Here is a 25,317-nt window from a genome sequence, read left to right on the forward strand (position 1 = left end):
AGCTGGCTGACAATCTGCTAGAGCTAGCTGCACGCCGACGAACCGAACGCAGGAAGCTTGCATGGCGTATTTCGATCTGGGTTCGTACGGACGGCCCGTCACGACACAGAACCCTGAGGCGCAGCTCTGGTTCGACCGCGGGATGGCCTGGTGCTACGGCTTCAACCACGAAGAAGCGATCGCCTGTTTCGAGCGAGCGCTTGAGCACGACCCCGGCTGCGCAATGGCTCACTGGGGAATCGCGTATGCCATCGGGCCCAACTACAACAAGCCGTGGGAAGCCTTCGACGACGAAGAGAAGCGCGACTCGCTCGAGTGCGCGCTCGCCGCGGTGGCAGCCGCCGCCGACGCGGCTTCGAGTGCCTCAGATGCCGAACGGGCGCTGATCGGCGCACTAGCCCAGCGCTATCCACCGAGCCCCGACCAAGACGACTTCGGGTCCTGGAATGACGCCTATGCGGACGCGATGCGGGAGGTGTACCGGGCCCACAGCAACGATCTCGACGTCTGTGCGCTGTTCGCCGAGGCCATCATGAACCGGACCCCGTGGGAGCTCTGGGATCTCGTCACTGGTGAGCCTCCCGAAGGCGCCGGCACCCTCGAGGCGATCGAAGTGCTCGAGGCTGCCTTCGAGACGCTCGACGCCGAGGGCGCCAACAACCATCCCGGCCTCTTGCACATGTACGTCCATCTCATGGAGATGTCGCCGCATCCCGAGCGGGCGCTCAGCGCCGGGGACCGGCTCGTCGACCTCATGCCCGACGCCGGGCACCTCATTCACATGCCAACCCATATCGACGTGCTGTGCGGGCACTACCTCAACGTTGTGGCACGCAACTCCGCAGCAATCGTGGCCGACCGGAAGTATCTGGAGCGCGAAGGCCCGATGAACTTCTATTCCGCCTACCGCTGCCACGACTATCACTTCAAGGTGTACGGGGCGATGTTCGCGGGCCAGTACGCCCCGGCTCTCGAAGCAGCTGAGGAAATGATCCGCACGCTGCCCGCTGAGCTGCTGCAGACCGGTTCGCCCCCAATGGCCGACTGGCTCGAGGGTTTTGTGCCCGTCAAGCAGCACGTGTTGATCCGCTTCGGCAAGTGGCACGAGATTCTTTCCCAAGCCTTGCCCGAGGACCCAGAGCTCTATTGCGTCACTACGGCGATGATGCGTTACGCACGAACGGTTGCGTTGGCCTCGACGGGTCAGGTCGACGACGCTGAGTCGGAGCGGGAAGCATTCCTGGCCGCTTGCGATCAGGTTCCTGCAAGCCGGACGCTGTTCAACAACACGTGCGAGGACATCCTGGCTGTCGCCGAGGCCATGCTCACTGGTGAGGTGGAGTACCGGCGGGGCAGCTTCGATGTCGCCTTTGACCATCTCCGTCGAGCGGTCGAATTGGACGACAACCTGCCTTATGACGAACCGTGGGGTTGGATGCAGCCAGCCCGACATGCGCTCGGCGCACTGTTGCTCGAACAGGGTCGAACAGATGAGGCAGAGGCGGCATACCGTGCCGACCTCGGCCTCGACGGTCAGCTGCGGCGTGCGTGCCAGCATCCCGACAACCTGTGGAGCCTGCATGGTCTGCACGAGTGCCTGATCCGTCGAGGGGACACCGTCGAAGCGCCGCTCGTCCGCCAGCGCCTCGATCTCGCTGTCGCTCACGCCGACGTTCCGATCACTGCCTCGTGCTTCTGCCGGCTGGAGGGCGCCGCATCCGCGTGAGCGCAACGCGGCGGCACTCTTCGAAGCTGACATGAGGGCAGGCAGTTCCATGCCTGCGCCATTCGCCGCTTTTATGTGCAATAAAGCCCGCTGAGCGAGCAAATCTGCACAAATATGCGCGAGGAGCGGGTGGCGAATGCGGTCAGGCCGTTGCCGGGCGCAGTGGACAGCGCGACGCTGTGCCGTTGAGAGTTCCGGCCACCACATCGCACAGCGCAGCAGGTTGCTCGCTGTAGTCATACCAAGTGAACGACAACACATCCCAGCCGGCGGTCGTCAGCCGGTTCCGGCGACGTCGGTCATTCACGAACGAGTCTCGGTTGTGGTGCCAGCGGATGCTGTCCAGCTCGATGGCCAGATGGCGCGCCGGATACGCCAAGTCCACCTGAGCGACGAAGTCTCCTTCGACGGTGTGTACCCGGTGCTCCAGAGCTGGTTTCGGTAGGCCTGACTCACAAAGCAAGTCACTTACCCAGCGGCTCCAGTCGCTCAATGGCACCCCTCTCTCGCCAACGCGTTCGTCGAGCACAGCGCGGAGCCGGCGCGTGCCGTTTCTGCCATGGCGCGCATGAGCATCCAGAACTTCGTATAGGTCGTGGTAGCGCAAGCGGTCGTCGCGCAAGACGGCGTCAATGGCCCGTTGGAGTCGCTCGCGGCTGACCACTCCGGCGAGGTCGAGCACGGTACGTGACAGCCCCGTGCAGGGTATGCCGTGAAGCGTCACCGGCTTGGTCGAGTCCATCTGCGCGGATCGGTGCACGATGACTCCGACTGCGGATCTGGCACGGTTCTGGCCAACCACCAGCTCAGGACGCCCGAATCTGAATCCTTCGATGCCATGCAGGGCGGCTGCGGACCGATGACTCGCCAAGCCGTCGTAGGCGATGCAAGCGGCCAGCAGTTTGGAATGTGGTGTGATCGGCACAGCCGAGTTTTGGTACACGCCTGGCCCGACGCGTCGCCAGCGACTGGCACCGACGCGGCGTTGTATCTGTTGGCGGCTCATGCCAGCCGACCGAGCTTGGACGAGCGAGACAAGTCCGTGCTGCCGTCGCATGTGGAACTCGAGGCGTACTTCGTCGACCTGCACCTCGCCGCCGCCCGTCGCCTGCTTGGCAGTCTCCAATCTCATATAGTCTTGAAATTAACTGAAAAATAATAAAACTTGATGTGCGTTTTGGGAATCGTTCGGGCCTCCCCTCATATCTGTGCAGATTTGCCCGCTGTGCGAGCATTTCTGCACAGATATGGCATGGCAGGGTCGGTTACGGCTAGCTGGCCCGGTGTGACCCTCCCGACCGCACCAGCGTGAGCGCAAGGTCGTAGCCTTGGCCGCCGTGTTCAAGGCGCCCAGTACTCCTGCTGAGGTCTCGGCTGCCCTGTCCCGGCACGGGTACCTGCCCGACGAGGGACTCTCCACGGTGGTGTACCTGTCGATCACGATGGGACGGCCGCTGTTCCTCGAAGGCGACGCTGGCGTCGGCAAGACCGAGTTGGCCAAGGTGCTCGCAGCATGGACCGGTGGGGATTTCATTCGCCTGCAGTGCTACGAGGGCATCGATGCGGCGCAGGCGCTCTACGAATGGGACTACACGCGCCAGCTGCTGCACCTGCGCACCGCGGAAGCGGCAGGACGTGCCGCTGCCGACGCCGAGGCCATCGAGGACGAGCTGTACTCCGAACGCTTTCTGATCCGCCGCCCGCTGCTGCAGGCCATCGACCACGACAACTCCACGCCGGCGGTGTTGCTGATTGACGAGGTGGACCGCGCCGACGACGAATTCGAGGCCTTCCTGCTGGAAGTGCTCTCCGACTTCACCGTTACCGTGCCCGAGCTGGGCACCATCACCGCTGCGACCCCGCCGCTCGTAGTGGTCACTTCGAATCGCACCCGTGACGTTCACGACGCTCTCAAGCGACGGTGCCTGTACCACTGGGTTGCGCACCCGTCTGTGGAGCGTGAGGTCGAGATCGTCAAACTCAAGCTGCCCGACGTGGACGGCACGCTCGCCAGGCAGGTCGCGTCGGCCGTGTCTGCCATGCGGGAGATGCGGCTCTACAAGCCGCCCGGCGTCGCAGAGACCATCGACTGGGCCACCGCGCTGGGCCGTTTGGGCGCATCGGAGCTGGACACTCCGATGCTCGAGGCGACGCTCGGGACGGTGCTCAAGTACCGCGAGGACCAGCAGCGGGTCACCTCGGTGGGCATGGAGATGATCATGGCCGCCGTCGCCGAGGCCTGACGCGGTCGAGAAGCAGTACGGGCGGGACATGGCGGCCGCTGGGAGCGCCGGAACCACGGAGCCATCGCTGCCTCGTGCGACGAACGGTTTCGACGAGCCGCCCAACGGGCTGGTGAACGAGCCTGAACGCCTGGCATCTGCGTTCAGCGCGATCTTGCGAGGTGCCGGCCTCGTCATCACGATCCGCCGGGTAATGGCGTTTACCGAGGCACTGCGACTTCTTGGCGCTGAGCGGCGCGACAGCGTCTATTGGGCGGGACGAGCAACGTTGGTGGGCAGTCCCGCCGACATCGGCCTGTACGACCGGGCCTTCGCCGTGTTCTGGGAAGGCCGCGAGCCAAGCGGCATCGTCGTCCAACTGCCCCCCATTTCGGTGACGCTTGCCACCGATACCGACGACGAGGGCGCCGCCCCGCCACCCGACGACGACGGCCAACCCGACAGCGGTCCGACGCTGCGCGTTCGTTACAGCGATGTCGAGACGCTGCGTCATAAGGACTTCGCCGACTGCAGCGACGCGGAGCTGACAGAGCTCCATTCGTTGATGAGCGGGCTTCGATTCAATGCCGTGACTCGCCGCTCGCGTCGGGCAGTGAGGGCCAAGCGGTTCACCCGCCGACCCGACCTGCGCCGCACCATTCGCCGTGCCTTGCGCACCGGAGGCGAGGCGATCCAGCGCGAGTTCCTCAAGGGGGACCGCAAGCCGAGGCGGGTCGTGCTGCTGCTCGACGTGTCGGGGTCGATGGAGCCGTACGCCAGGGCGCTCGTGCGCTTCGCTCATGCGGCGGTCGTGGGCCGGGCCCGGGTCGAGGCGTTCACCATCGGCACCCGCCTGACGAGGGTGACCCGTGAGCTGTCGTCACGTGATCCCGACGCTGGCCTGCGAGACGCCGCAGAGTCGGTGCAGGACTGGTCGGGCGGTACCCGGCTGGGCGCGACGCTGCACGAGTTCAACGACAAGTGGGGGGTGCGGGGCCACGCCCGCGGCGCGATCGTGGTGGTTGTCTCGGACGGCTGGGACCGCGGCACTCCTGACGAACTCGAAGAGCAGATGGCCCGCCTGCATCGGGTCACGCATCGGCTGGTGTGGGTGAATCCGCTGAAGCACACACCCGGCTACGCGCCACTGGCGCGGGGCATGGCCGCAGCGCTGCCGCACGTCGACGACTTCATCGAAGGCCACTCGTTCGACTCGCTCGAACAGCTGGCCGCGACCATTGCAGCATGAGGACGGCCCCGACTCAACGACCTCGAGCGACGCGAAGCACCGCTGTGCAGCGAGACTGATCAGATGGACGAGCTCTTGGACGACATCGACCGGTGGCGAATCGCAGGTCAGCGAGTCGCGGTCGCCCGGGTGGTGGACATCGAGGGGTCAGGGCCTCGCGACCCGGGGGCGGCGATGGCAGTCAACGAGGACGGCGAAGTTGCGGGCTCGGTCTCGGGCGGCTGTGTCGAGGGCGCTGTCGTAGGCGAGGCCTTGGCATTGCTGGCGGGAAGCCGCGGCGCGGGCATCACGACATTCGGCTACAGCGACGACGAGGCGTTTTCGGTCGGACTCACGTGCGGCGGCACCATCCACCTGTTCGTGGAGGTACTCAACTGGTGACCAGCCTCTACGAGGTGTTCCGCGACGCCATCCGGGCCGAGGAACCGGTTGCTCTGGCGACGGTCATCGAAGGACCTGATGCCGGTGTGAAACTCCTCGTACGGCCTGACGAACCAACGCTGGGCAACCTGGGCGACGCCGACCTTGATCGGGTTGTCGAACGCGACGCCCTCGGGATGCTCGACGCCGGCATCAGCGAGGTACGCCACTACGGCCAGCACGGAGAGGCCCGCCAGATGGACCTCAGCGTGTTCGTGGAGTGCCATGCCCGGCGCCCGCATATGGTCATCTTCGGCGCTGTCGACTTCACCCGCGCTCTCGCCTCCCAGGCCAAGCTGCTCGGCTACCGCGTCACGGTCTGCGATGCACGGGAGGTGTTCGCTACCAAGCGTCGCTTCCCGATGGCCGACGAGGTGGTTGTGGATTGGCCGAATCGCTTGCTCGACCGGATCGGCGATGATTTAGGCCCCAGAGATGCCGTGTGCGTGCTCACCCACGACCACAAGTTCGACGTGCCTGCAATCGTGGGCGCCCTGCCGACCCGCGTGGGCTTTCTCGGCGCCATGGGCTCGCGCACAACACACGAGAAACGATCCGAGCGCCTACGCGAAGCCGGTGTCACCGACGAAGAACTCGCCCGCGTCGCCGCCCCCATAGGCCTGGACATCGGCGGCCGCACCCCCGAAGAAACCGCCGTGTCCATCGTTGCCGAGATCATCGCGGCCAGAACGGGTCGCAAGGCCCCCCGCCTCAGCGAAGGCAAGGGCCGCATCCACTAGCCCAAAGGCCCGCCCACCCCGGGGCACGGAACCGCGTAGCGAGTGGCAGGTAGCGTCAGCAAGATGGAGTTCACGACAAGCGAGGATCACGAGGCGATCCGCGAAGGCGTCCGACGGGTCTGCGCCGACTTCCCCGACGAGTACTGGCGCGACCGCGACGAGAACCACGAGTTCCCCTGGGACTTCTACAACGCCATGGCCGAAGGAGGCTGGATCGGTATCGCGATTCCCACCGAGTTCGGCGGCGGCGGCCAGGGCATCACCGAGGCCTCGATCGTGCTCGAGGAGGTGGCCGCCAGCGGTGCGGCCATGAACGGTTGCTCGGCGCTGCACCTGTCCATCTTCGGTATGGAGCCGGTGCGCAAGTACGGCTCCGATGCGCTCGTCAAGGAGTTCCTGCCCGGCGTAGCCGACGGCTCCATCCATGCGGCGTTTGGCGTGACCGAGCCCGATGCGGGCACCGATACGACGTCGATTCGCACCCGGGCGGTGCGCGACGGTGACGAGTACGTGATCCACGGCGCCAAGGTGTGGACCACCAAAGCCCCGTATTGCGACGTGTGCCTGCTGCTGGTGCGCACCACGCCGAAGGAAGAGTGCGATGGCCCGACGAGAGGCATGACGCTGCTGCTCGTCGACCTGCAGGATCCCGCGGTCGACATCACGCCAATTCCCAAGGTGGGCCGTAACGCGGTGGTGTCCTGCGAAGTCCGCTACGACGGGTTGCGGGTTCCCCTCAGCCGCCGCGTCGGTGAAGAGGGCGAAGGCTTCCGCTACATCCTTGACGGACTCAACCCTGAGCGCATCCTGATCTCCGCCGAGGCGCTGGGCATCGGCCGGGTCGCGCTGCGACGCGCCGTCGAGTACGCCAAGGGCCGAGTCATCTTCGGACGTCCGATCGGGCAGAACCAGGGAATCGCATTCCCGCTGGCGGACAGCCACGCTCGGCTTCACGCGGCCGAGCTTGTGGTGCGCGACGCGTCGTGGCGTTACGACAATGGCCTCGACTGCGGCGCGCAGGCCAACTTGGCGAAGTACCTGGCGTCGGAAGCCGCGTTCGAGTGCACGGACCGGGCCATGCAGACTCATGGAGGGTTCGGCTATGCCAAGGAATACGACGTGGAGCGCTACTGGCGCGAGGCAAGGCTCATGAAGATCGCCCCGGTCAGCCAGGAGATGGTCTTGAACTTCGTGTCGTCGAAGGTGCTGGGCCTGCCCCGCTCGTACTAGTGACATCCAGCCGGCTGGCCAGGCAAAGACGGGAAGGCTGAATCCGGTGAGTACTGCGGGGGTGTTGCTGGCCGCAGGGGCTGGGACGCGATTCACCGCCTCTCAGCACAAGCTGCTTGCGATGATCGACGGCCGAAGTGTGGTGAGCAGAGCGCTCGAATCGCTGCTCCAGGCATCGCTGGACGCCGTCGCCGTCGTGACCGGCGCCGTTGACCTCACCGGCGCGCTCGCTGATGCACGTCACGAGATTGCGCTGATCTCCAACGAACGCTGGGCGTCGGGTATTGCGTCATCGGTACGGTGCGCCGCCGGTTGGGCAGAACGGCAGGGCCACGAAGCAGTCGTGGTAGGCCTTGCCGACCAGCCGTTCGTGACGTCCGGGGCATGGCGTGCTGTGGCCACAAGCGGTGGGTCCATTTCGGTTGCCACCTACGGCGGTCGGCGAGGAAACCCGGTCCGTCTGGCACGCGAGGTCTGGCCGCTGCTGCCGCACGACGGCGATGAGGGGGCCCGAACAGTGATGCGCCGATTTCCCGAAATCGTGGTGCCGGTAGCCTGCGAAGGGCTACCCGACGACATCGACACCGAGGAGGATCTGAGCCGATGGAGCTGAAGAGTGAATTCCGTGTCGGCATTCCAGTCGAGCAGACTTGGAACACCCTGACCGACGTCGAGTTCATCGCGCCGTGCATGCCGGGCGCGCAGCTCACCGAGATCGACGGCGATGAGTTCAAGGGCGGTGTGAAGATCAAGGTGGGCCCGATCACCGCGCAGTACAAGGGCTCGGCCCGCTTCGTCGAGCTCGACGAAGCCAACCGCCGGATCGTGCTCGAAGCCACCGGCCGAGACTCGCGCGGTGCCGGCAATGCAGCCGCTGAGGTGACCGCCGAGATGACTCCCGACGGCGACGGCACGGTCGTGTCGATCACCACCGATCTCAAGATCACGGGCAAGGTGGCCCAATTCGGCCGCGGGGTCATGGCCGATGTGACCGAGAAGCTCATCGGGCAGTTCGTGAGTTCGCTCGAGGAGAAGCTGTCTGAGATTGGTGACCAAGAGGACCCCGGTGCTGAGGCGGGCGACGGCTCCGCTGACGACGCTGAACCGACGGGCGAGGCGGCGGAAACTCCCGCAGAGTCAGGCCCCCGCCAGATCGAAATGGCCGAACCGGAGCCGGTTGACCTGCTCGAAACCGCGGGCAGGCCCTTGCTCAAGCGCCTCCTGGCCCCGCTCGCAGTGGTGGTGTTCTTCTTGTTCAATCGTCGCCGCAGGCGCAAGCGCCGCCAAGGCTGAGGGTCCGCCGCCGCGACTCCCCGCAGGGCATTGCTTGTCCGTTGCGCTCCCGGCGCACCCCTGACGCCCGCTCAAGCCGAAGCGGTGGCCGAGTTGCTCGGCCGCCCGCCCCAGTGCGCCTTCGACGTGGCCGTCGCGCACGACGACGGGCGACCGGTCGTGATTGCAAATGCCCCGCTGCTCGACGACGGACGTCCCATGCCGACTCGCTACTGGCTGGTCGATGCCGACTTGCGCCGGCGAGTGTCCCAGCTTGAGGGTGACGGCGGTGTCCGGATGGCCGAGGCCGCCATTGACCCAGCGGCGCTCGCTGCTGCCCACCGCTGCTACTCCGCCGAACGGGATGCGCTATTGCCCCAAGATCACCGCGGACCGCGCCCAAGCGGTGGCGTCGGGGGCACGGCGCAGGGCGTGAAGTGCCTGCATGCGCATCTGGCGTACCGGCTGGCGGGCGGCGACGATCCCGTCGGTGACTGGGTGCTGGCACGGCTGGGCCCCGACGGGTCGGTTCGGTGACTGTCGAGAACCCCACCGATCCGGTTGCGGTGGTGGACTGCGGTACGAACAGCACACGTCTGCTCATCGACGACGGCGAGGGTCTGGGTTTGAGGCTGCAGCGGATCACTGGGCTTGGGCGAGGCGTGGACGCTGGCGGTCGGCTGCGGGACGACGCCATCGGCCGTGTGCTCGACGTGTTGGGGGAGTACCGCGAGATCATCGAACGCTGTCAGGTGAACTCAGTGCGGGCGGTGGCGACCAGCGCTGCGCGCGATGCGACAAACGGCTCCGAATTCCTCCAGACGGCGAGCCACACGCTCGGCACTGAGGTTGAGCTGCTGGACGGTGACAGCGAGGCGGCCTATGGATTCGCCGGAGCCACCTCGGGTCTCGATGGCGCCCATGCGGGCCCCGCGTTGGTGCTCGACATCGGTGGCGGCTCTACCGAGTTCGCCTACGGCACGCCCGCCGCGAACGCCCGCCCGGACGACGCCACGTCAGTCGACATGGGTTCAGTGCGGTGGACCGAGAGATTCCTGGCATCCGATCCCCCTCACCCGTCCGAGCTGAGTTCAGCGATCTCGATCGCTCGCCTGTATCTCGACGACATCGACCGTGAGCACCCGGTCATCGGTCGAGGTGCCCCGGCGGCCCGGCTCGTGGGCGTTGCCGGCACCCTCACGACGGTGGCTGCGGTCGAGATCGGCCTCGATCCCTACGATCCTGATGTGATCGACGGTTTCGTGCTGACCAGGGCTGCAGCCGAGGACGTGTTCCGCACGCTTGCCACCGAGCGACTGGCCGACCGCGTTCATAATCCGGGCCTGCACGTCGACCGGGCGCCAGTGATCGTGGGCGGTTGCTGCATCCTGGTCGCCATCATGCGCCACTGGGAAATCGACGAGTGCTTGGTGCGTGAACGCGATCTTCTCGATGGCATTGCCGCCGAGCTGCGCACGTCGCAGCGCGCCACGGATACCGCAGGAGGCGCTCATGCCGCTCGGTGAGCGCCGACGGCGCGCAAGTACTGTGCGAGGGGTGAGTCATCTGCGCACCGAGCGGCTCGAGCTTCGCCCGCTCGTGTCGTCGGACTTCGCTCAATGGAGCGAGGTTCGCGAACGATGCCGCGACTGGTTGGCGAAATGGGAGCCGCGCCCACCCTTGAGCGCGCCCGATCCATCGCGCGACTCCCAAGCATTCGCCAACCGTTGTCGGATGCGTGAACGTGAGCGCTCGCTAGGCACCTCGTTCGACTTCGGCCTGTGGCACGAGGGCTGGTTCTGCGGTGAGATCAACATTTCCCACGTGGCGCGGGGAGCGTTCCAGAGCGCTCATGTGGGCTACTGGGTCGACGAGCGGCGAGCGGGCAAGGGACTGGTCGCCGAGGGCCTCATGGCCGTGTTCGGGTTCGCCTTCGAGCAGGCCGGCCTTCACCGGGTGCAGGTCTCGATCATGCCCCGCAACGCCGCCAGCTTGCGGGTGGTGCAAAAGCTGGGTCTGCGCTCGGAGGGGATCGCGCAGGGTTACATCCAGATCGCCGGCGTCTGGGAAGACCATGTGCGCTTTGGCCTGACGTTGGAGGAATGGCGGTCGGTCCGCGACGAGATGGCAGCGCGGCTGCGAGCCGCTCGCAGCGACGGTGTCGCTCAGTCGTCAGGGTCGGACAGCCACTCCTGACCGGGACCGCAATCAGCCGAGATCGTGCACCAACGGCACGGCGGGCCGGGCACTCGGCGTGGTTCACGGTCGCCTGATCGAAGCGTCACGAGCTTCCCGATGCCGTCAACCGTTCGACGCAGTGCGCTGTCGAGCACCTCGGCGGTGACTGTTTCGTGTTCGATGCGACCCTCTGCCACATAGAACGAGCCCACGCCGAGCGGCGGCACGCCAACTGACAGCGTCTCGACCAGCGCGTAGAAGCGCAGGTCCTCAGGATCGGTCGGGGTCCGCGAACCGGTCTTGAGGTCGATGATGACCTTGCCGGCACGCTGGCCGCCGTCGGGACCACCCACCGACGCTGGCGTTCCCAGCGTCAGGTCGTACTTACCGGAGAGCACGATGGCACCGCCGCAGAGCCGTGCGCGGGCTTTGACCTCGGCGGCAGGTCGCCAGGAACGTTGCATCGGCGGGAAGGTCTCGTCGAACCGGGTCAGCAGTGCCACACACCCGGCGAGCAGGTCGGCGTGCTCGCCGGCCGTCGCGACAGCCAGGAAGCTGCCCAGGTTCTCGTCATCGGCGACAAGCCGCTCGACGGCGGCGCTTACGGCGTCTTGCGGTTCGAAACGCTGGTGGATCGACAGCTCCACGGCCTTGTGCAGCACCGTGCCGCGGGCCGTCGGCACCGACCATTCGAAGGGGGTGTCGGCGTCGGCGAGGTAGCGCGCCTCGCAGCCGAAGACCCCGGCGAGGTCTCGCTTGGAAATCCACACGCCCCGGTTGTCGAGTTGGCGTGCCGTTTCGACCAATTCCGCCAGCGCGTCTTCGGACTGTTGGCGCAACTCAGCGGCGAAGTCGTTGGGATAGACGGGCCGCTGCTGCGAGGGCGTGCGGACTGCATCGAGCGTCACCTGCTGCGCTGGAAGCAGTCCTGTCGCAGTGTCAGCCATCTGTGCTCATTGATCCGGAGATGCTTGGGAGGTCGGTGGTTGCTGCGTTCACAGATATCGACAGGCAAGTGCTCTATCGACAACCTCAGCAAGCTGGTGCTCGCCTATCTGGCGCAGTTGACCTGGGAGTTCCGGACGAGAGTGCGGGAAGACTCCCGCTTTGCTCAGCGCCGCTCGGGCGTGGTGAGTCAGGGCCGACAGCGCCATTTCGGCCGCCGCGTCGTCGTCACCGGCCTCGGCCAATGCATCCCGATGGTGCTCTGCTCGCATCGCTCGCTCGGTCGACTCAGTCGCTGGCGGCAGGAGCAGCCGCGCGTTCCAGTCGGCGCGCAGTTGGCTCCACCACCGGTTCCGTTCGAAGAGCGGCCGCCCAAAGCGCACGGCCCACGAGAGAAAGCTGTGGCCGGTGGTCAACTTGGGGACAATGTCGGTCTGGCAAAAACACCGCAGGTCAATCGAAATCGGCGGGCGGGACAGCACGGGCCGTGCCGCACGGTGCACCACGACCAAGTCAAGATCATCGCTGTGCTCGACATCGCGCACGGCCGAGCCGGTGGCGACAACAGCCTTGACGGCGCTGTCTCGATGAGCTGTTTCGATCAGCAGGCGTGTCCAGTGCAGCGCTGCGTCGTCGGGCCACGAGATCACAGCGCGTTCCCAGCGTCCCGCCGGCTGCGCGGAAGGCGATTTGAGCCCTTGGTAGCTCATGGCGCAACCATTGCCTCGACCGCTTCGAAGTAGCCCCGGATCTCATCGGCAACATCCTGAGCGTCAAGATCATCATCCTCGGCTAGCTCGACGTCGCCGTAAGCCTCGAACTTGCGCCTGTCGTTCAGCGCGATGAGCAACTGCTCAATATCGGGCAGATCGTGGGACGCCGCGAAGCTCCTCGCCAGCGCAACTTTCGCCGGGTGTGTGCTCTTGGGTCGTGGCTGCCCGAGGTGCAAGGTGATGGCAACCACGCACGCCTCCAAGCAGTAGAACCCGTACATCGCGAGGTCTGCCCAGTCGACGGGATCGAACCAAGCCGCCTCCACCTTCTCCAAGTGCCGATGGGCGATCTTCAAGGAGTCCATCGCCGTCTGTGTCATCTCGGACCCCGCTCAGCCGTCGAACGCAGCGATTCGGTGAGACGCATTGTACAAAGCGACCCCTCCCGGGCCGGGAAGTCATCGCGAACCACCGCCATGCCGCTGCCTGTCACACCCCCCAGTGATGATGGGCACATGCCAGCAACACCCCGAACCCACCGTCCTGCACCGCTCCGGCTGGTTGATGCATCGCCGGCCCGCGGCCGCCTGCACCGCTCCGGGGGCATCAAGCCGAGCGAGCGCCGAGGCACCGGCAACTCCGGCATGGAGCGTCCGAGCCGCACTGGTGTCGTCGCTGATGCGAGTGGCCAGTTCGTTCTGACCGTCAGAGCGCTGACCGCGGCGGCACGCGACCTGGGACTCAGTGTCCCGGCGTTCCAGAGCCCGCCGCGCTCGGAACATCTGACTCGTTCAATTCTGCGTCGCGCCCCAGATGATTGTGTGGTGGCAGTTCGGGTGCGCGGACGTCCATTCGGCGCCGTCGCAGCCGACGCCATCGACGGCGTCGTGGCCTGCAACGACTTGGGAGCGAGCGTCGTCGGTGCTGTGCGAGATGCGCTCTGGTGCGCAGTCGAGAGTCTCTGGTCCGGTTCTGACTATTTCGGGGCGGATGCTGTGCGTCCGGATCTGCCTTCAGAACCGGAGCGCGGTACGCCGCAGCCAGGTGAGTCGCTGACAGTTCGTCCACGGCAGTCGCGCAGCACGAACCGGGCCTCCGAGCCCGAGGGCTCACACTTCCCGCTGGACGAAGCTGCCTAGCCCTGCCCAGCGTCGTGCCAGAGTCCCGGACCGAAGATGATGGGCACAGCGGACATCGCGGGCATGATGTTCCCGCTGGCCGGCCCGGGTGGCGGAACTGGCAGACGCAGAGGGCTTAAACCCCTCGGCTCCCACGGGAGCGTGCGGGTTCGAATCCCGCCCCGGGCACCAGCGAGCGGCGGAGCGCTGTTGCGCGAAATCGCTTGGCGTCGGCGGTCGAGTTCGGTTACGCAATTGGTGATGTCCGTGCGTTGCATGTATGTGGCTACCCTTGTGGGCACACAGCCCACGTGCTGAAAACGGCGAGAGGTAGACCGATGAAGTCGGTAGGAATCCGAGAATTCCGTGATCGCGCGACTCAGTTGATCGCTTCGGGTGAGACGCTCGTCGTCGAGAGGCATGGCGAGCCCGTCGGATTCTTCGTGCCGATTGTCGCTAGGGATCGCCGTGCTGGCGCGGTGGCGCTCGACCGTCTGGGCGAGACCGTGAGAGGGGTTCTCGCGAAGACCGGCCTTACCGAAGACGATCTCGTAGCGGAGTTCACTGGAGCGGATCTCGCTGATGAGGCTGATGATGATGCGGACGAGACGATCCTGATCAGCTCTCAGACCACCTCGACCAGCGACGGTTTATCGCCGCAGCATGCGTCTGGTCGTTGACACGAGCGTTCTGGTCGGTGAGCTGCTGCGCGAGCGAGGCCGACAGCGGCTGGCCGATCAGCGCATAGACCTGTATCTGCCAGAGCGCATGTGGCATGAAACGCTCCGCGAGATTCCGCGCCGCGCGGAGAAGCTCGGTCGCCATCGGGGTCTGAGTGCAGACGAAGTCAGTGAGCTGTCGGACCGCTGCCTGCAAGTCGTCGCTCTGAATTGCACCATCGTCGCCGAAGCCATCTACTCGGCATGGGAGGACCAAGCCCGAGAACGCTCGATTCGCGACCCCAGCGATTGGCCGGTAGTCGCATGCGCTCTTGCGCTCGACGTAGGTGTGTGGACCACGGACAACGATTTCGTCGGAACCGGCGTGCCCACATGGACCACAGAAACGCTCGACCTCTGGCTGCGGCGAACAGAAGAAGACTCGTAGCGCTCAACGCTGCGCCGCAGTCAGCAGGCTTGCGCTGGAGCACCCATTTGCATTGCCGCCGCTGAGTCGCAATTCGCTGTCGAGTGAATTGTGGAGGCGCGAGTAGTCTCACGTCTCAGAGGCCAGCCTCCCCGAACTTGGCAGACGTACCGCAGTGGCGTCGCTCGGGGGCCTGGCCCTTTCGCGACGCTAGGTCCAGCAACGGGGAGTCTCGGGTGAGATTTTCGCCGGCAGCAGCGACGCGCAACGACGCCACCGTGACCTGTTCGGGCGACAACGCCGACGAGCGGGCGGATGGGTAACGGATTCCAAGAAACGGGGCTGACCTGCGGGTACTAGTGCCCGCCCTGGGCACCCACAAGCCCGCTTCTTGCGCTGCGCAGCGATGTCACCGTCTCGTTGCCTGCCCCGAGACTTGGGGCCTCTTGCGCTTGTGAGCTTGGCTTGGCGGCGGCGCAGTGCCGTGAGCGCGTATGCGTCGATGCTCAGCGTTTCACGACCGGGCGATGAGGTGTGGGCCGGTTGGGCCGGGCGCTTCTTGTGTCGCCAGTCGGGCTGGCGAGCGCTCGTTCGAGTCCGGTGAACAGGTCGAGCACCGCTGTCGCTTCGAACACTCGGTAGCGCTGGCGTCCGACATTTCGCTGACGCAAGACGCCTGCTTCTGCGAGCAGATTGACTGCGTCGGCCGAACGCGCCGTTGATCGATCGATCAGCTTGCTCGCCGTCGCGACGGTGACGATCGGTACGCCCGGCAAGACTCGCAACAACAAGTCGGCGCTGGAGTTCGCACGGATACGGCCGAGCTTGGTTCGCCAGGTCGCGATGATCTCACCGATGTCTGCGCTGTAGTTCTCAGCATCTTGGCAGGCTCGGCTGGTGGCAGTTGCGAACATGCGCAGCCACTCCGCCGCAGCGTTTGAACGTTCAGCGCTGTCAGGGTCGCTGAGGTGGCGGAACGTCATCAGACCGTTGACGTAGTCGTCGGACCAAGTGGCCAGGACGAGGCTTACCGGCGGGACAAAGGTCGGCGCGAGGCCGCGACGTCGCATCACGACATGAATGAGCGCGCGGCCGGTGCGCCCGTTGCCGTCGGCGAAGGGGTGGAGGGTTTCGAATTGGGCGTGGGCGATTGCAGCTTGCACGAGCGGAGAGTGGTCGTCGCGGTTGACGTAGCCGAGCAAGTCGGCGAGCAGATCCGGGAGGTACTCGTGAGGCGGGGGAATGAACGCAGCGCTGCAGGGGTTGAACGAACTGCCGCCGATCCAGTTCTGCTCCTCGCGGACGATGCCGCCAAGTTCGGGAGCGGGTGAATTGTCCATCAGCCTGCGGTGAACCGACAGCAGGTCGTCGAGTTCAAATCGTTCGGTGCTGACGGCCAATTCGACCGCTGACTCCATCGCGGCGATGTTGCCGAGCACCTCGACCGCCACGCGATCGCTCGCATCACTTCCGAGAGCAATCGCAGCCTCGGCGCGAGCCAATCGGCGGGCCGCTGCCTCGAGGCCTTCGATCTTCGAGGAGCCGACGGACTCGGCCCGCAGCAGGAATCGAGCGAGGCCTTCGAGGCTCACGTGCGAAGTGCCGACATCGTTCAGCGTCCGCACCGCCGACTCGGCATCTGCGATGTCGGCTGCTATATCTGCGGGAATTGACGGGTCCCACCCTGCGAGCGGGTCGGCAATGTATGCGTCATAGAAGCAGCCACGCCGGTCCCGTCGGCTCATCCCTTGGAATTGTGCATTCCAACGTTTTCGTAAGTGTGATGCCATGAGCCCTCTAAATATCGGTTATCCATTAACCGTTATTTAAATCGTACCGCAGTCGAAGGCAATGGAACCCGACGGGATCAGTTTTCTGTGCAGAAATATTCGCTCAGCGAGTGATTTTGCACAGAGAAGCGCCGAACCGGCATACGCGCCGCAACGCCGCGAGCGGCGACTGGTGCCAGCGAGTGCACAGGATTTCATCACGGCGGACGGAGCCGTGCATACGCGGCCGATGCGCGCGGTGGGCATTGCCCTGGCTGAAGGCGAGTCCGTTCCCACGCCGAACTCGGACGCAGGTGCAGTTGTGCTGGCCGGGGTTCTCCGGGAACAGTGGGCCGGCCTGGAATTCGATGTGTCCATGGCCAATCTCGGGCGTCGGTGGAAACGAGCCTCTGACCGTTCTGCAGAGCGACAAGCGCTTGGCAGTCACGCGGACGTTGACGAGGCGCGCCCTGGCCTTGACGTGGCAAAGGGACTCTGTGGCACCCGGCACGCATCCACGTGTCATGTAAACATGCGCTGCACAGGATTCGCGAGCCGTCGTCAGGGAGCCGTTTGCCGATGCCAACTCGATGCCGAGGTCTATTCGCAGCCGTGATTGCCGTCTTTCTGGCAGCCCCACTGATCCTGCCCGCGCCCGCTTCGGCGCAGGCATCGGGCGCGTATCTCGACGGTGCTGAGCCGTGGACCGAATCGGACTGTTCCGGTGATATCCCCATCGTGGTGGGCGCTGACGCGAAAGCGCAGTCAGACATCTACAGCGCTGTCACCCTCGCTGGGGTCGTGGGCACCGATTGCGTGATCCTCGCCGGTGCCCGCGACGGCGACATGACGACCGAGCAGCGGGCACGTCTCGACGCTGCCGCTGAGGGAGGGTACGTCGTGGGCGGAACCGCCGCGGTGCCCGAAGCCAAGCTCGCCGGTCGCGACATGACGCGCGTCGGCGGCGCTACCCGCTGGGCGACCGCGCAGCAAGTCGGCAGCGAGGCCAGCGCGCTCGCCGCAGGCACCGAACCCGAGACCGCGGCTGCTCCCGACACGACCCTGACAGCACCCGGCGACGTGACAGCGCCCGGCTTGTATCTCGACGGCGCTGAGCCGTGGACAGAATCGGACTGTTCCGGTGATATCCCCATCGTCGTGGGCGCTGACGCCAAGGCGCAGTCAGACATCTACAGCGCCGTCACCCTCGCCGGGGTGCTTGACACCGATTGCGTGATCCTCGCCGGACCCCGCGACGGAGACATGCCAGCAAGCCAACGGGCACGCCTCGAAGCAGCCGACGCGGGCGGCTACGTGCTCGGCGGCATCGCCGCGGTGCCCACAGCCAAGGTCGCCGGTCGCGACATGATGCGTCTCGGCGGCGCTACCCGCTGGGCCACAGCGGAGCTTGTCGGGAGACGCGCTAGCGGCGACACCACCGCGGGCACCAACACCACGACCGAAACCAACAACGACGACAACGACGACGACACGCCACAGTTCACCGCGGTGTCCGCAGGCAGCGGGCATTCGTGCGGGTTGCGCAGCGACGCCACAGTCACCTGCTGGGGCCGCAACAGGGGCGGGCAGGCGGATGCGCCGTCGGGTTCGTTCACCTCAGTGTCCGCAGGCGTCACGCATTCGTGTGGGGTGCGCAGCGACGCCACGGTGACCTGCTGGGGCAACTACGACTCTGGGCGGGCGAATGCGCCGTCGGGTTCGTTCACCGCGGTGTCCGCCGGCGACTTCCATTCGTGCGGGTTGCGCAGCGACGCCACCCTGACCTGCTGGGGCGACAACACACACGGGCAGACGGATGCGCCGTCGGGTTCGTTCACCGCGGTGTCCGTAAGCGGCCAGCATTCGTGCGGGGTGCGCAGCGACGCCACCCTGACCTGTTGGGGCCGCAACGGCAGAGGGCAGGCGGATGCGCCGTCGGGTTCGTTCACGTCGGTGTCCGCAGGCGTGGCGCATTCGTGCGGGGTGCGCAGCGACGCCACAGTCACCTGCTGGGGCTTCACCGACGCCGGGCAGGCGGATGCGCCGTCGGGCTCGTTCACCGCAGTGTCCACCGGCGACGACCATTCGTGCGGGGTGCGCAGCGACGCCACAGTCACCTGCTGGGGCTGGAACCAACACGGGCGGGCGGATGCGCCGTCGGGTTCGTTCACGTCGGTGTCCGCAGGCGGCGTGCATTCGTGCGGGGTGCGCAGCGACGCCACAGTGACCTGCTGGGGCTTCACCGACCCCGGGCAGACGAATGCGCCGTCGGGTTCGTTCACGTCGGTGTCCGCAGGCGGCGCGCATTCGTGCGGGGTGCGCAGCGACGCCACAGTGACCTGCTGGGGCTCCAACACACACAGGCAGACGTATGCGCCGTCGGGTTCGTTCACCGCGGTGTCCGCAGGCGGCGCGCATTCGTGCGGGGTGCGCAGCGACGCCACAGTGACCTGCTGGGGCCGCCAAAACTACGCGCAGGCGAATGCGCCGTCGGGTTCGTTCACCGCGGTGTCCGCAGGCTTCGAGCATTCGTGCGGGGTGCGCAGCGACGCCACCGTGACCTGCTGGGGCTTCACCGGCGCCGGGCGGGCGGATGCGCCGTCGGGTTCGTTCACCGCGGTGTCCGCAGGCGGCGCGCATTCGTGCGGGGTGCGCAGCGACGCCACCGTGACCTGCTGGGGCTCCAACTCCAACGGGCAGGCGGATGCGCCGTCGGGTTCGTTCACCGCGGTGTCCGTAAGCGGGCGGCATTCGTGCGGGGTGCGCAGCGACGCCACCGTGACCTGCTGGGGCTGGAACCACGACGGGCAGGCGATTGCGCAGTCGGGTTCGTTCACCGCGGTGTCGGCTGGCAGCGCGCATTCGTGCGGGGTGCGCACGAACGGCACAGCGGTCTGCTGGGGCCACAACTGGGCTAGGCCGCGGTGACGGTGCTTCGTGCGCGACGGCTACCGGTGCCGCGAACGCGGCCCGCAGCCCACGGCGAGGGCCGCACAGCACGCCTCAGCGCCCGCCGTGCGCCCGATGGCACCGACCGGCGAACGCCTCGGGGCAGGTACCGGCGAGGGGGTCTTGTGTGCATCTATTTGGTCGATTCCGGCCATTCGTTAGTACGGGTGACCCCCTCACCGGTGCCCGCGGGGTGGCCGAGGCTGGCCGGTGCCATCACGTCGGCAGCGGGGTACGTGATCCCCTCGGCGGGGGTGCTGTGCCAGTGTCGTGCTGCGCTTCCGGCGGGGCTCCCCGCACGAACTGCCCGCCAAGGCCGCTGCGGGGCGCACAGCGCGTCTCACGGTCGTTTCCTGCTGTGTCGGGTGCGCGATACTGCGCCTGCTTTCAATCTGACCCCCGTCAGGAGGGAACCGCTATGCCCCGACGATGGCTCACAGCGCTGCTCGCCGCGCTGCTCCTGTCCCCGCTGATCCTGCCCGCGCCCGCTTCGGCGCAGACCGCTGGCGCGTATCTCGACGGTGCTGAGCCGTGGACCGAATCCGATTGCGCCGGTGACACCCCCATCGTCGTCGGCGCTGACGCAAAGGCGCAGTCGGACATCTACAGCGCTGTCACCCTCGCCGGGGTACTCGACACCGATTGCGTGATCCTCGCGGGACCCCGCGACGGGGACATGGCAGCCGCCCAGCGGGCACGCCTCGACGCTGCCGCCGCCGGCGGGTACGTCGTGGGCGGCACCGCAGCGGTGCCCGAAACCAAGCTCGCCGGTCGCGACATGACACGTCTCGGCGGCGCTACCCGCTGGGCCACCGCGCAACAAGTCGGCAGCGAGGCCCGCATCGCCGCGGGCGGTTCACCCGCCGACACGGCAGCCACGGGCCCGTCAACGTTCACCGCAGTGTCCGCAGGCGGCTTGCATTCGTGTGGGGTGCGAAGCGACGCCACCACGGTCTGCTGGGGCCGGAACAACTACGGGCAGTCGGATGCGCCGTCGGGTTCGTTCGCCGCAGTGTCCGCCGGCGACTGGCATTCGTGTGGGGTGCGAAGCGACGCCACCACGGTCTGCTGGGGCTGGAACAGTTACGGGCAGTCGGATGCGCCGTCGGGTTCGTTCACCGCGGTGTCCGCTGGCGCCAGGCATTCGTGCGGGCTTCGCAGCGACGCCACCGCGGTCTGCTGGGGCGACAACCGCGTCGGGCAGTCGGATGCGCCGTCGGGTTCGTTCGCCGCGGTGTCCGCTGGCGACGCGCATTCGTGCGGGGTTCGCAGCGACGCCACCGCGGTCTGCTGGGGCGACAACGGCTTCGGGCGGGCGCTTGCGCCGTCGGGTTCGTTCGCCGCGGTGTCCGCCGGGTACTCGCATTCGTGCGGGGTTCGCAGCGACGCCACCGCGGTCTGCTGGGGCGACAACCGCGTCGGGCAGTTGGATGCGCCGTCGGGTTCGTTCGCCGCGGTGTCCGCTGGCGCCAGGGCTTCGTGCGGGGTGCGCAGCGACGCCACCGCGGTCTGCTGGGGCGACAACCGCGTCGGGCAGTTGGTTGCGCCGTCGGGTTCGTTCACCGCAGTGTCCACAAGCAGCAATCATTCGTGCGGGGTGCGCAGCGACGGCACAGCGGTCTGCTGGGGCAGCAACAGCTACGGGCAGGCGGTTGCGCCGTCGGGGCAATCCGGCGAAGCGCCCGCGCCCGTTCGGGTGTCCGGTGTGTATCTCGACGGTGCTGAGCCGTGGATCGCGTCGGATTGCGCCGGTGATACCCCCATCGTGGTGGGCGCTGACAGCAAGGCGCAGTCGGACATCTACAGCGCTGTCACCCTCGCCGGGGTGCTCGGCACCGATTGCGTGATCCTCGCCGGACCACGCGACGGGGACATGACAGCCGCCCAGCGGGCACGCCTCGACGCTGCCGAAGCGGGCGGGTACGTGCTCGGTGGCATCGCCGCGGTGCCTACCGCGAAGATCGCCGGCCGCGACATGACACGCCTCGGCGGCGGTACCCGCTGGGCCACCGCGGAGCTTGTCGGGCGACGCGCCAGCGGAGACACCACCGCAGGCACCAACACCAGCGGCGAACCCGCCGACACGGGCAGCTATGCGGCCCTGTCCGCCGGCGCCTACCATTCGTGCGGGCTGCGCAGCGACGCCACCGTGGTCTGCTGGGGCTACAACGGCGACGGGCAGTTGGATGCGCCGTCGGGTTCGTTCACCGCTGTGTCTGCCGGCCGCGATCATTCGTGCGGGCTGCGCAGCGACGCCACCGCGGTCTGCTGGGGCTCCAAATACGGCGACTGGCAGTTGGATGCGCCGTCGGGTTCGTTCACCGTGGTGTCCGCCGGCGGCTTTCATTCGTGTGGGGTGCGCAGCGACGCCACCGCGGTCTGCTGGGGTGACAACACGAATGGCTGGGGCACCGTAACTGGGCAGTTGGATGCGCCGTCGGGTTCGTTCACCGTGGTGTCCGCCGGCGGCTTGCATTCGTGCGGGCTGCGCACTGACGGCACTGCGGTCTGCTGGGGCGGGAACAGCCACGGGCAGGCGGATGCGCCGTCGGGTTCGTTCACCGCGGTGTCCGCAAGCAGCGATCATTCGTGCGGGCTGCGCAGCGACGCCACCGCGGTCTGCTGGGGCGGGAACAGCCACGGGCAGGCGGATGCGCCGTCGGGTTCGTTCACCGCGGTGTCCGCCGGCGGTTCGCATTCGTGCGGGCTGCGCAGCGACGCCACCGCGGTCTGCTGGGGCTGGAACGACTCCGGGCGGGCGGATGCGCCGTCGGGTTCGTTCACCGCGGTGTCCGCCGGCGGCTTGCATTCGTGCGGGCTGCGCAGCGACGCCACCGCGGTCTGCTGGGGCTCCAAAGGCGGGCAGTTGGTTGTGCCGTCGTGATCGGGGCGGCTTGCAGGCACGTCGGCTGAGTCTGCGGGTGGGTGCCGTGCCCGTTGCCCGCGACGGTGTGCCCTACACACACCGAGCGGGCTTCCCCACGGTGAGCACGGGCACGGCACCCGCAGCGAAGCTAGGAACGCTGAGCCGCCGTTCAGCGCCGTTCACGGTTGCCCGCACATTCACCGCGCCGAGGGGTGCACAGCGCCGCTGCGGGCCGCACAGTACGCCTCAGAGGCCCACGCGAGCTAAGCCAGCGGGGTTGTGGGTAGCAGATGGGTAACAGTCCGCAGAAAATCAGGCTGACCTGCGGGTATTGGTGCCCGCCCCGGGCACCTGATCGCTGCGGGAAGCGGCGGTTACAGCTGGGCAGCTGCGGCGCGCAGTGACGCCACCGTCTCGGTACCTGGACCGAGGCGTCGGGCTGCGGCATCAACACAGCGCTCGGTCAGCACCTGGTTGAGGGGCGTCGGGATGCCGTACTGCTCGCCGAGCTCGCAGATGCGGCCGTTGAAGTGCTCGACCTCGACGGTCGGGCGCCGGAAGTTCAGGTCCTGCCAGGTCGAGGGGTAGCTGAGCAGCGCTGGGTCGGTAGCCCCCCGGGGCTCGCGCTCTCCAGGTTTGCGCAGGCGTGCGATCCACGGGCGCAATTCGCCCATGTCCTCCATGATCGGCGTGATGCCCGCCGCCTCGAGCACGTTGGCCGCTTCTTCTTCGATGTCGGCCATGAAGATCCGGTTTTCTTCGGAGCAGAACCACTCCTGGACCGGCAGATCGGCGAGCGCCGAGAAGGCGTTCGTCAGGTTCAGCACGAGCTTGCCCCACTTGGCGTCCGCGACCCGCTCTTCGAGCGAACCGTTCATCTCGGCGGCAACGAGGTCATCCACCACTCGCGCACAGAGTTCGTCGGTGCCAGTCGGCCAGCAACCGATCTGAGCCCGGCGCGCGCCGGTGTGGGTGACCAGGCCGGGCTCGTCAATGCGAGCTCCGATGCGGACCATGACGCCGTAGGCCCGCAGACCCTGTCCGAGCAGCCATTCCTCGTTGGTGACGCCGTTCTGGAAGCAGAACAGCGGCACACCGTCATACAGCTCGCGGTGCCCCTCGATCGCCTCGAAGGTGTGCTGGGTCTTCATGGTCAGCAGCACCACGGTGTTGTCGTCCAGGTCCGCTTCGTGCGCTGTGCGGACCGCTGGCAACCTGAAGTGGCCTTCGGTGCTGCCCGAGATGCGCAGGCCGTCGCGCTTGAGGGCTTCGAGATGGTCCCCGCGTGCGATCAGGGTGACCCGCCGACCTGCTTGGGTCAGCCGCGCGCCGAGCACGCTGCCGATTGCTCCAGCGCCATGCACGATGTAGTTGAATTCAGTGCCGCCATTGGCGGCACTGCGATTTAGGGCTCTGTCGGTAGCCACGGCGGTACATCGTGCCAGATGGTCCGGCGCACGGCCGCAACCGATCTTGGGGGCTGCTGCGCCGTGTCGATCCATCTCAGCGCAGCGCTACGGTTCAGCCATGCGTGAGTGGAACACCGATCTGCCCAACATGATGGAGGCGGCGTTCTGGACCCAGCCCGCCGACGTGATCGACGCGGTGATCGCTCGACACCATGCCGAAGCCCCACTGGATTGGTTTGAGGAACCCGACTACGACGACGACGACGTGATCAAGCCAGGTCCTGGCTATTGGTGCGTCACCCGGCACGCCGACGTGGCAACAATCTCGCGCAACACCGAGGTTTTCAGCTCCGCTGATGGCATCACCATGCTGGACGCACCGCCGGAGTTCCTCGAGTTCTTCAGCTCCATGATTGCCATGGACGACCCGCGCCACGCTCGGCTGCGGCGCATCGTCGCCAAGGGATTCACGCCGCGGATGCTGGCCGATCTCGACGGCAGCGTTCAGACTGCGGCGGCAGAGATCGTGGACTCGGTGTGCGAGCGGGGCAGTTGCGATTTCGTGACCGAAGTGGCCGCCGCGCTCCCGCTCAAGATCGTCTGCGACCTGATGGGCATCCCCCGGTCGGAGTATCAGGGCGTGTTCGAGGCGACAAACGTCATCTTGGGTATCTCGGATCCCGAGTACCAGCCGGAAGATTTCGATTTCCTGACGGCATTGCTCACCGCCGGCGGCCAACTGGCCGGTCTGATGAACGAAGTTGCAGCGGCGAAGCGCGGCGGCGACGGCACCGATCTCACCAGCGTGCTCGTCAACGCGGAGCTTGCTGACGACCAGCTGAGCGATGCCGACCTGGCCAGCTTCTTCGTGCTGCTGGTGGTGGCCGGCAACGAGACCACACGCAACGCCATCTCCTGGGGGCTCAAGTACCTCACCGACCATCCCGATCAGCGAGCCATATGGGCTGCAGACTTCGAAGGCGTCGCGCCCACTGCGGTCGAGGAGATCGTGCGGCTGTCCAGCCCCGTCGGCTACATGCGCCGGACTGTCACCCGTGACTATGTCCTTGACGGCCGCGAGATGCAACAGGGCGACAAGGTCGCAATGTTCTACGTCGCCGCCAACCGGGACCCGGCGGTGTTCACCGATCCGTTCAAGTTCGATGTTCTTCGAGACCCGAATCCGCAGTACGGCTACGGCGGCCCTGGCCCTCACTACTGCTTGGGGGCGCATCTTGCGCGTCGCGAGATGACGGTGATGTACCGCGAATTGTTCAACCGGCTGCCGGACATCGTCGCCGTCAGCGAGCCCGACGCCTTGCAGGCGGCGTTCATTCATGGCGTCAAACACCTCGACGCCGAGTTCACGCCCGCCGCCCCGCTCGCTGCCTGACAGGCCGCGCACGACAATCGCGGCGACTTGGC

Annotated in this window: 21 protein-coding genes, 1 tRNA gene and 1 pseudogene; 17 read left to right on the forward strand and 6 right to left on the reverse strand. The window is 66.7% G+C overall.

What is annotated here, in order from left to right; all coding sequences use genetic code 11:
- Positions 1-61: 61 nt before the first annotated feature.
- Positions 62-1,726 carry a tetratricopeptide repeat protein gene (locus ACOOHB_RS20165; RefSeq protein WP_420446568.1) on the forward strand — a complete coding sequence of 555 codons (1,665 nt, stop codon included), beginning with the start codon at positions 62-64 and terminating at the stop codon, positions 1,724-1,726.
- A gap of 142 nt (positions 1,727-1,868) precedes the next feature.
- Here the strand turns inward: ACOOHB_RS20165 and ACOOHB_RS20170 are convergent, their stop codons facing one another.
- Positions 1,869-2,858, reverse strand: a complete 990-nt coding sequence (locus ACOOHB_RS20170; RefSeq protein WP_420446569.1) for a type IV toxin-antitoxin system AbiEi family antitoxin domain-containing protein — start codon at positions 2,856-2,858, stop codon at positions 1,869-1,871.
- Positions 2,859-3,063: 205 nt separating this feature from the next.
- Here ACOOHB_RS20170 and ACOOHB_RS20175 point away from each other — a divergent pair, with 205 nt between their 5' ends.
- The 9 genes and pseudogenes from ACOOHB_RS20175 to ACOOHB_RS20215 all read left to right on the forward strand — a co-directional run bounded on the left by ACOOHB_RS20175 (position 3,064) and on the right by ACOOHB_RS20215 (position 11,055).
- A complete protein-coding gene (locus ACOOHB_RS20175; RefSeq protein ID WP_420446570.1) occupies positions 3,064-3,969 on the forward strand; it encodes an AAA family ATPase in 906 nt (301 codons plus the stop codon).
- 28 nt (positions 3,970-3,997) lie between these two features.
- Positions 3,998-5,197: a vWA domain-containing protein gene (locus ACOOHB_RS20180; RefSeq protein WP_420446571.1), complete on the forward strand. Its 1,200-nt coding sequence runs from the start codon at positions 3,998-4,000 to the stop codon at positions 5,195-5,197.
- A 63-nt stretch (positions 5,198-5,260) separates the two neighbouring features.
- Positions 5,261-6,357 (forward strand): annotated as a pseudogene (locus ACOOHB_RS20185) (XdhC family protein).
- A gap of 63 nt (positions 6,358-6,420) precedes the next feature.
- Positions 6,421-7,587, forward strand: a complete 1,167-nt coding sequence (locus tag ACOOHB_RS20190) for an acyl-CoA dehydrogenase family protein (protein WP_420446572.1) — start codon at positions 6,421-6,423, stop codon at positions 7,585-7,587.
- A gap of 46 nt (positions 7,588-7,633) precedes the next feature.
- The gene (locus ACOOHB_RS20195) at positions 7,634-8,200 is read left to right on the forward strand and encodes a nucleotidyltransferase family protein (protein ID WP_420446573.1); all 567 of its coding nucleotides are present in this window, start codon (positions 7,634-7,636) and stop codon (positions 8,198-8,200) included.
- Positions 8,191-8,880, forward strand: a complete 690-nt coding sequence (locus ACOOHB_RS20200) for an SRPBCC family protein (protein ID WP_420446574.1) — start codon at positions 8,191-8,193, stop codon at positions 8,878-8,880. The genes ACOOHB_RS20195 and ACOOHB_RS20200 overlap by 10 nt, the downstream gene beginning before the upstream one ends.
- 84 nt (positions 8,881-8,964) lie before the next feature.
- The gene (locus tag ACOOHB_RS20205) at positions 8,965-9,396 is read left to right on the forward strand and encodes a DUF501 domain-containing protein (protein WP_420446575.1); all 432 of its coding nucleotides are present in this window, start codon (positions 8,965-8,967) and stop codon (positions 9,394-9,396) included.
- Positions 9,393-10,385: an exopolyphosphatase gene (locus ACOOHB_RS20210; protein WP_420446576.1), complete on the forward strand. Its 993-nt coding sequence runs from the start codon at positions 9,393-9,395 to the stop codon at positions 10,383-10,385. Before ACOOHB_RS20205 ends, ACOOHB_RS20210 begins: the two co-directional genes overlap by 4 nt.
- A gap of 31 nt (positions 10,386-10,416) precedes the next feature.
- Positions 10,417-11,055 carry a GNAT family N-acetyltransferase gene (locus ACOOHB_RS20215; protein WP_420446577.1) on the forward strand — a complete coding sequence of 213 codons (639 nt, stop codon included), beginning with the start codon at positions 10,417-10,419 and terminating at the stop codon, positions 11,053-11,055.
- Here ACOOHB_RS20215 and ACOOHB_RS20220 read toward each other — a convergent pair.
- Genes ACOOHB_RS20220 through ACOOHB_RS20230 form a run of 3 tightly spaced genes read right to left on the reverse strand, consistent with a single transcriptional unit; the run spans position 11,025 to position 13,075 of the window.
- Positions 11,025-11,984, reverse strand: a complete 960-nt coding sequence (locus tag ACOOHB_RS20220) for a PD-(D/E)XK nuclease family protein (RefSeq protein ID WP_420446578.1) — start codon at positions 11,982-11,984, stop codon at positions 11,025-11,027. The genes ACOOHB_RS20215 and ACOOHB_RS20220 overlap by 31 nt on opposite strands.
- A gap of 48 nt (positions 11,985-12,032) precedes the next feature.
- Positions 12,033-12,692: a hypothetical protein gene (locus ACOOHB_RS20225; RefSeq protein ID WP_420446579.1), complete on the reverse strand. Its 660-nt coding sequence runs from the start codon at positions 12,690-12,692 to the stop codon at positions 12,033-12,035.
- Positions 12,689-13,075 carry a hypothetical protein gene (locus ACOOHB_RS20230; protein WP_420446580.1) on the reverse strand — a complete coding sequence of 129 codons (387 nt, stop codon included), beginning with the start codon at positions 13,073-13,075 and terminating at the stop codon, positions 12,689-12,691. Before ACOOHB_RS20230 ends, ACOOHB_RS20225 begins: the two co-directional genes overlap by 4 nt.
- Before the next feature lie 135 nt (positions 13,076-13,210).
- Here ACOOHB_RS20230 and ACOOHB_RS20235 point away from each other — a divergent pair, with 135 nt between their 5' ends.
- The 4 genes from ACOOHB_RS20235 (at position 13,211) to ACOOHB_RS20250 (ending at position 14,920) form a co-directional block, all read left to right on the forward strand.
- On the forward strand, positions 13,211-13,834 hold the full coding sequence (locus ACOOHB_RS20235; RefSeq protein WP_420446581.1) for a hypothetical protein: 624 nt from the start codon (positions 13,211-13,213) through the stop codon (positions 13,832-13,834).
- 82 nt (positions 13,835-13,916) lie between these two features.
- Positions 13,917-14,005, forward strand: a tRNA-Leu gene (locus ACOOHB_RS20240).
- A gap of 146 nt (positions 14,006-14,151) precedes the next feature.
- A complete protein-coding gene (locus ACOOHB_RS20245) occupies positions 14,152-14,493 on the forward strand; it encodes a type II toxin-antitoxin system Phd/YefM family antitoxin (RefSeq protein WP_420446582.1) in 342 nt (113 codons plus the stop codon).
- Positions 14,477-14,920, forward strand: coding sequence for a PIN domain-containing protein (locus tag ACOOHB_RS20250; RefSeq protein WP_420446583.1), 444 nt, complete (start codon positions 14,477-14,479; stop codon positions 14,918-14,920). The genes ACOOHB_RS20245 and ACOOHB_RS20250 overlap by 17 nt, the downstream gene beginning before the upstream one ends.
- A gap of 485 nt (positions 14,921-15,405) precedes the next feature.
- Here the strand turns inward: ACOOHB_RS20250 and ACOOHB_RS20255 are convergent, their stop codons facing one another.
- Complete coding sequence (locus tag ACOOHB_RS20255; RefSeq protein WP_420446584.1) at positions 15,406-16,644, reverse strand: Fic family protein; 1,239 nt, start codon at positions 16,642-16,644, stop codon at positions 15,406-15,408.
- 636 nt (positions 16,645-17,280) lie between these two features.
- On the opposite strand from ACOOHB_RS20255, the gene ACOOHB_RS20260 reads away from it, so the two are divergent.
- Positions 17,281-19,596, forward strand: a complete 2,316-nt coding sequence (locus ACOOHB_RS20260; RefSeq protein WP_420446585.1) for an RCC1 domain-containing protein — start codon at positions 17,281-17,283, stop codon at positions 19,594-19,596.
- Positions 19,597-20,035: 439 nt separating this feature from the next.
- A complete protein-coding gene (locus ACOOHB_RS20265; protein ID WP_420446586.1) occupies positions 20,036-22,501 on the forward strand; it encodes an RCC1 domain-containing protein in 2,466 nt (821 codons plus the stop codon).
- Between the two features lie 356 nt (positions 22,502-22,857).
- Here the strand turns inward: ACOOHB_RS20265 and ACOOHB_RS20270 are convergent, their stop codons facing one another.
- Positions 22,858-23,910 carry a ketopantoate reductase family protein gene (locus tag ACOOHB_RS20270; protein ID WP_420446587.1) on the reverse strand — a complete coding sequence of 351 codons (1,053 nt, stop codon included), beginning with the start codon at positions 23,908-23,910 and terminating at the stop codon, positions 22,858-22,860.
- A 100-nt stretch (positions 23,911-24,010) separates the two neighbouring features.
- On the opposite strand from ACOOHB_RS20270, the gene ACOOHB_RS20275 reads away from it, so the two are divergent.
- Positions 24,011-25,285, forward strand: coding sequence for a cytochrome P450 (locus ACOOHB_RS20275; RefSeq protein WP_420446588.1), 1,275 nt, complete (start codon positions 24,011-24,013; stop codon positions 25,283-25,285).
- The last annotated feature ends 32 nt before the right edge of the window (positions 25,286-25,317 follow it).

This window comes from Candidatus Poriferisodalis sp. (assembly GCF_965215815.1).
GTDB lineage: Bacteria > Actinomycetota > Acidimicrobiia > Acidimicrobiales > Poriferisodalaceae > Poriferisodalis.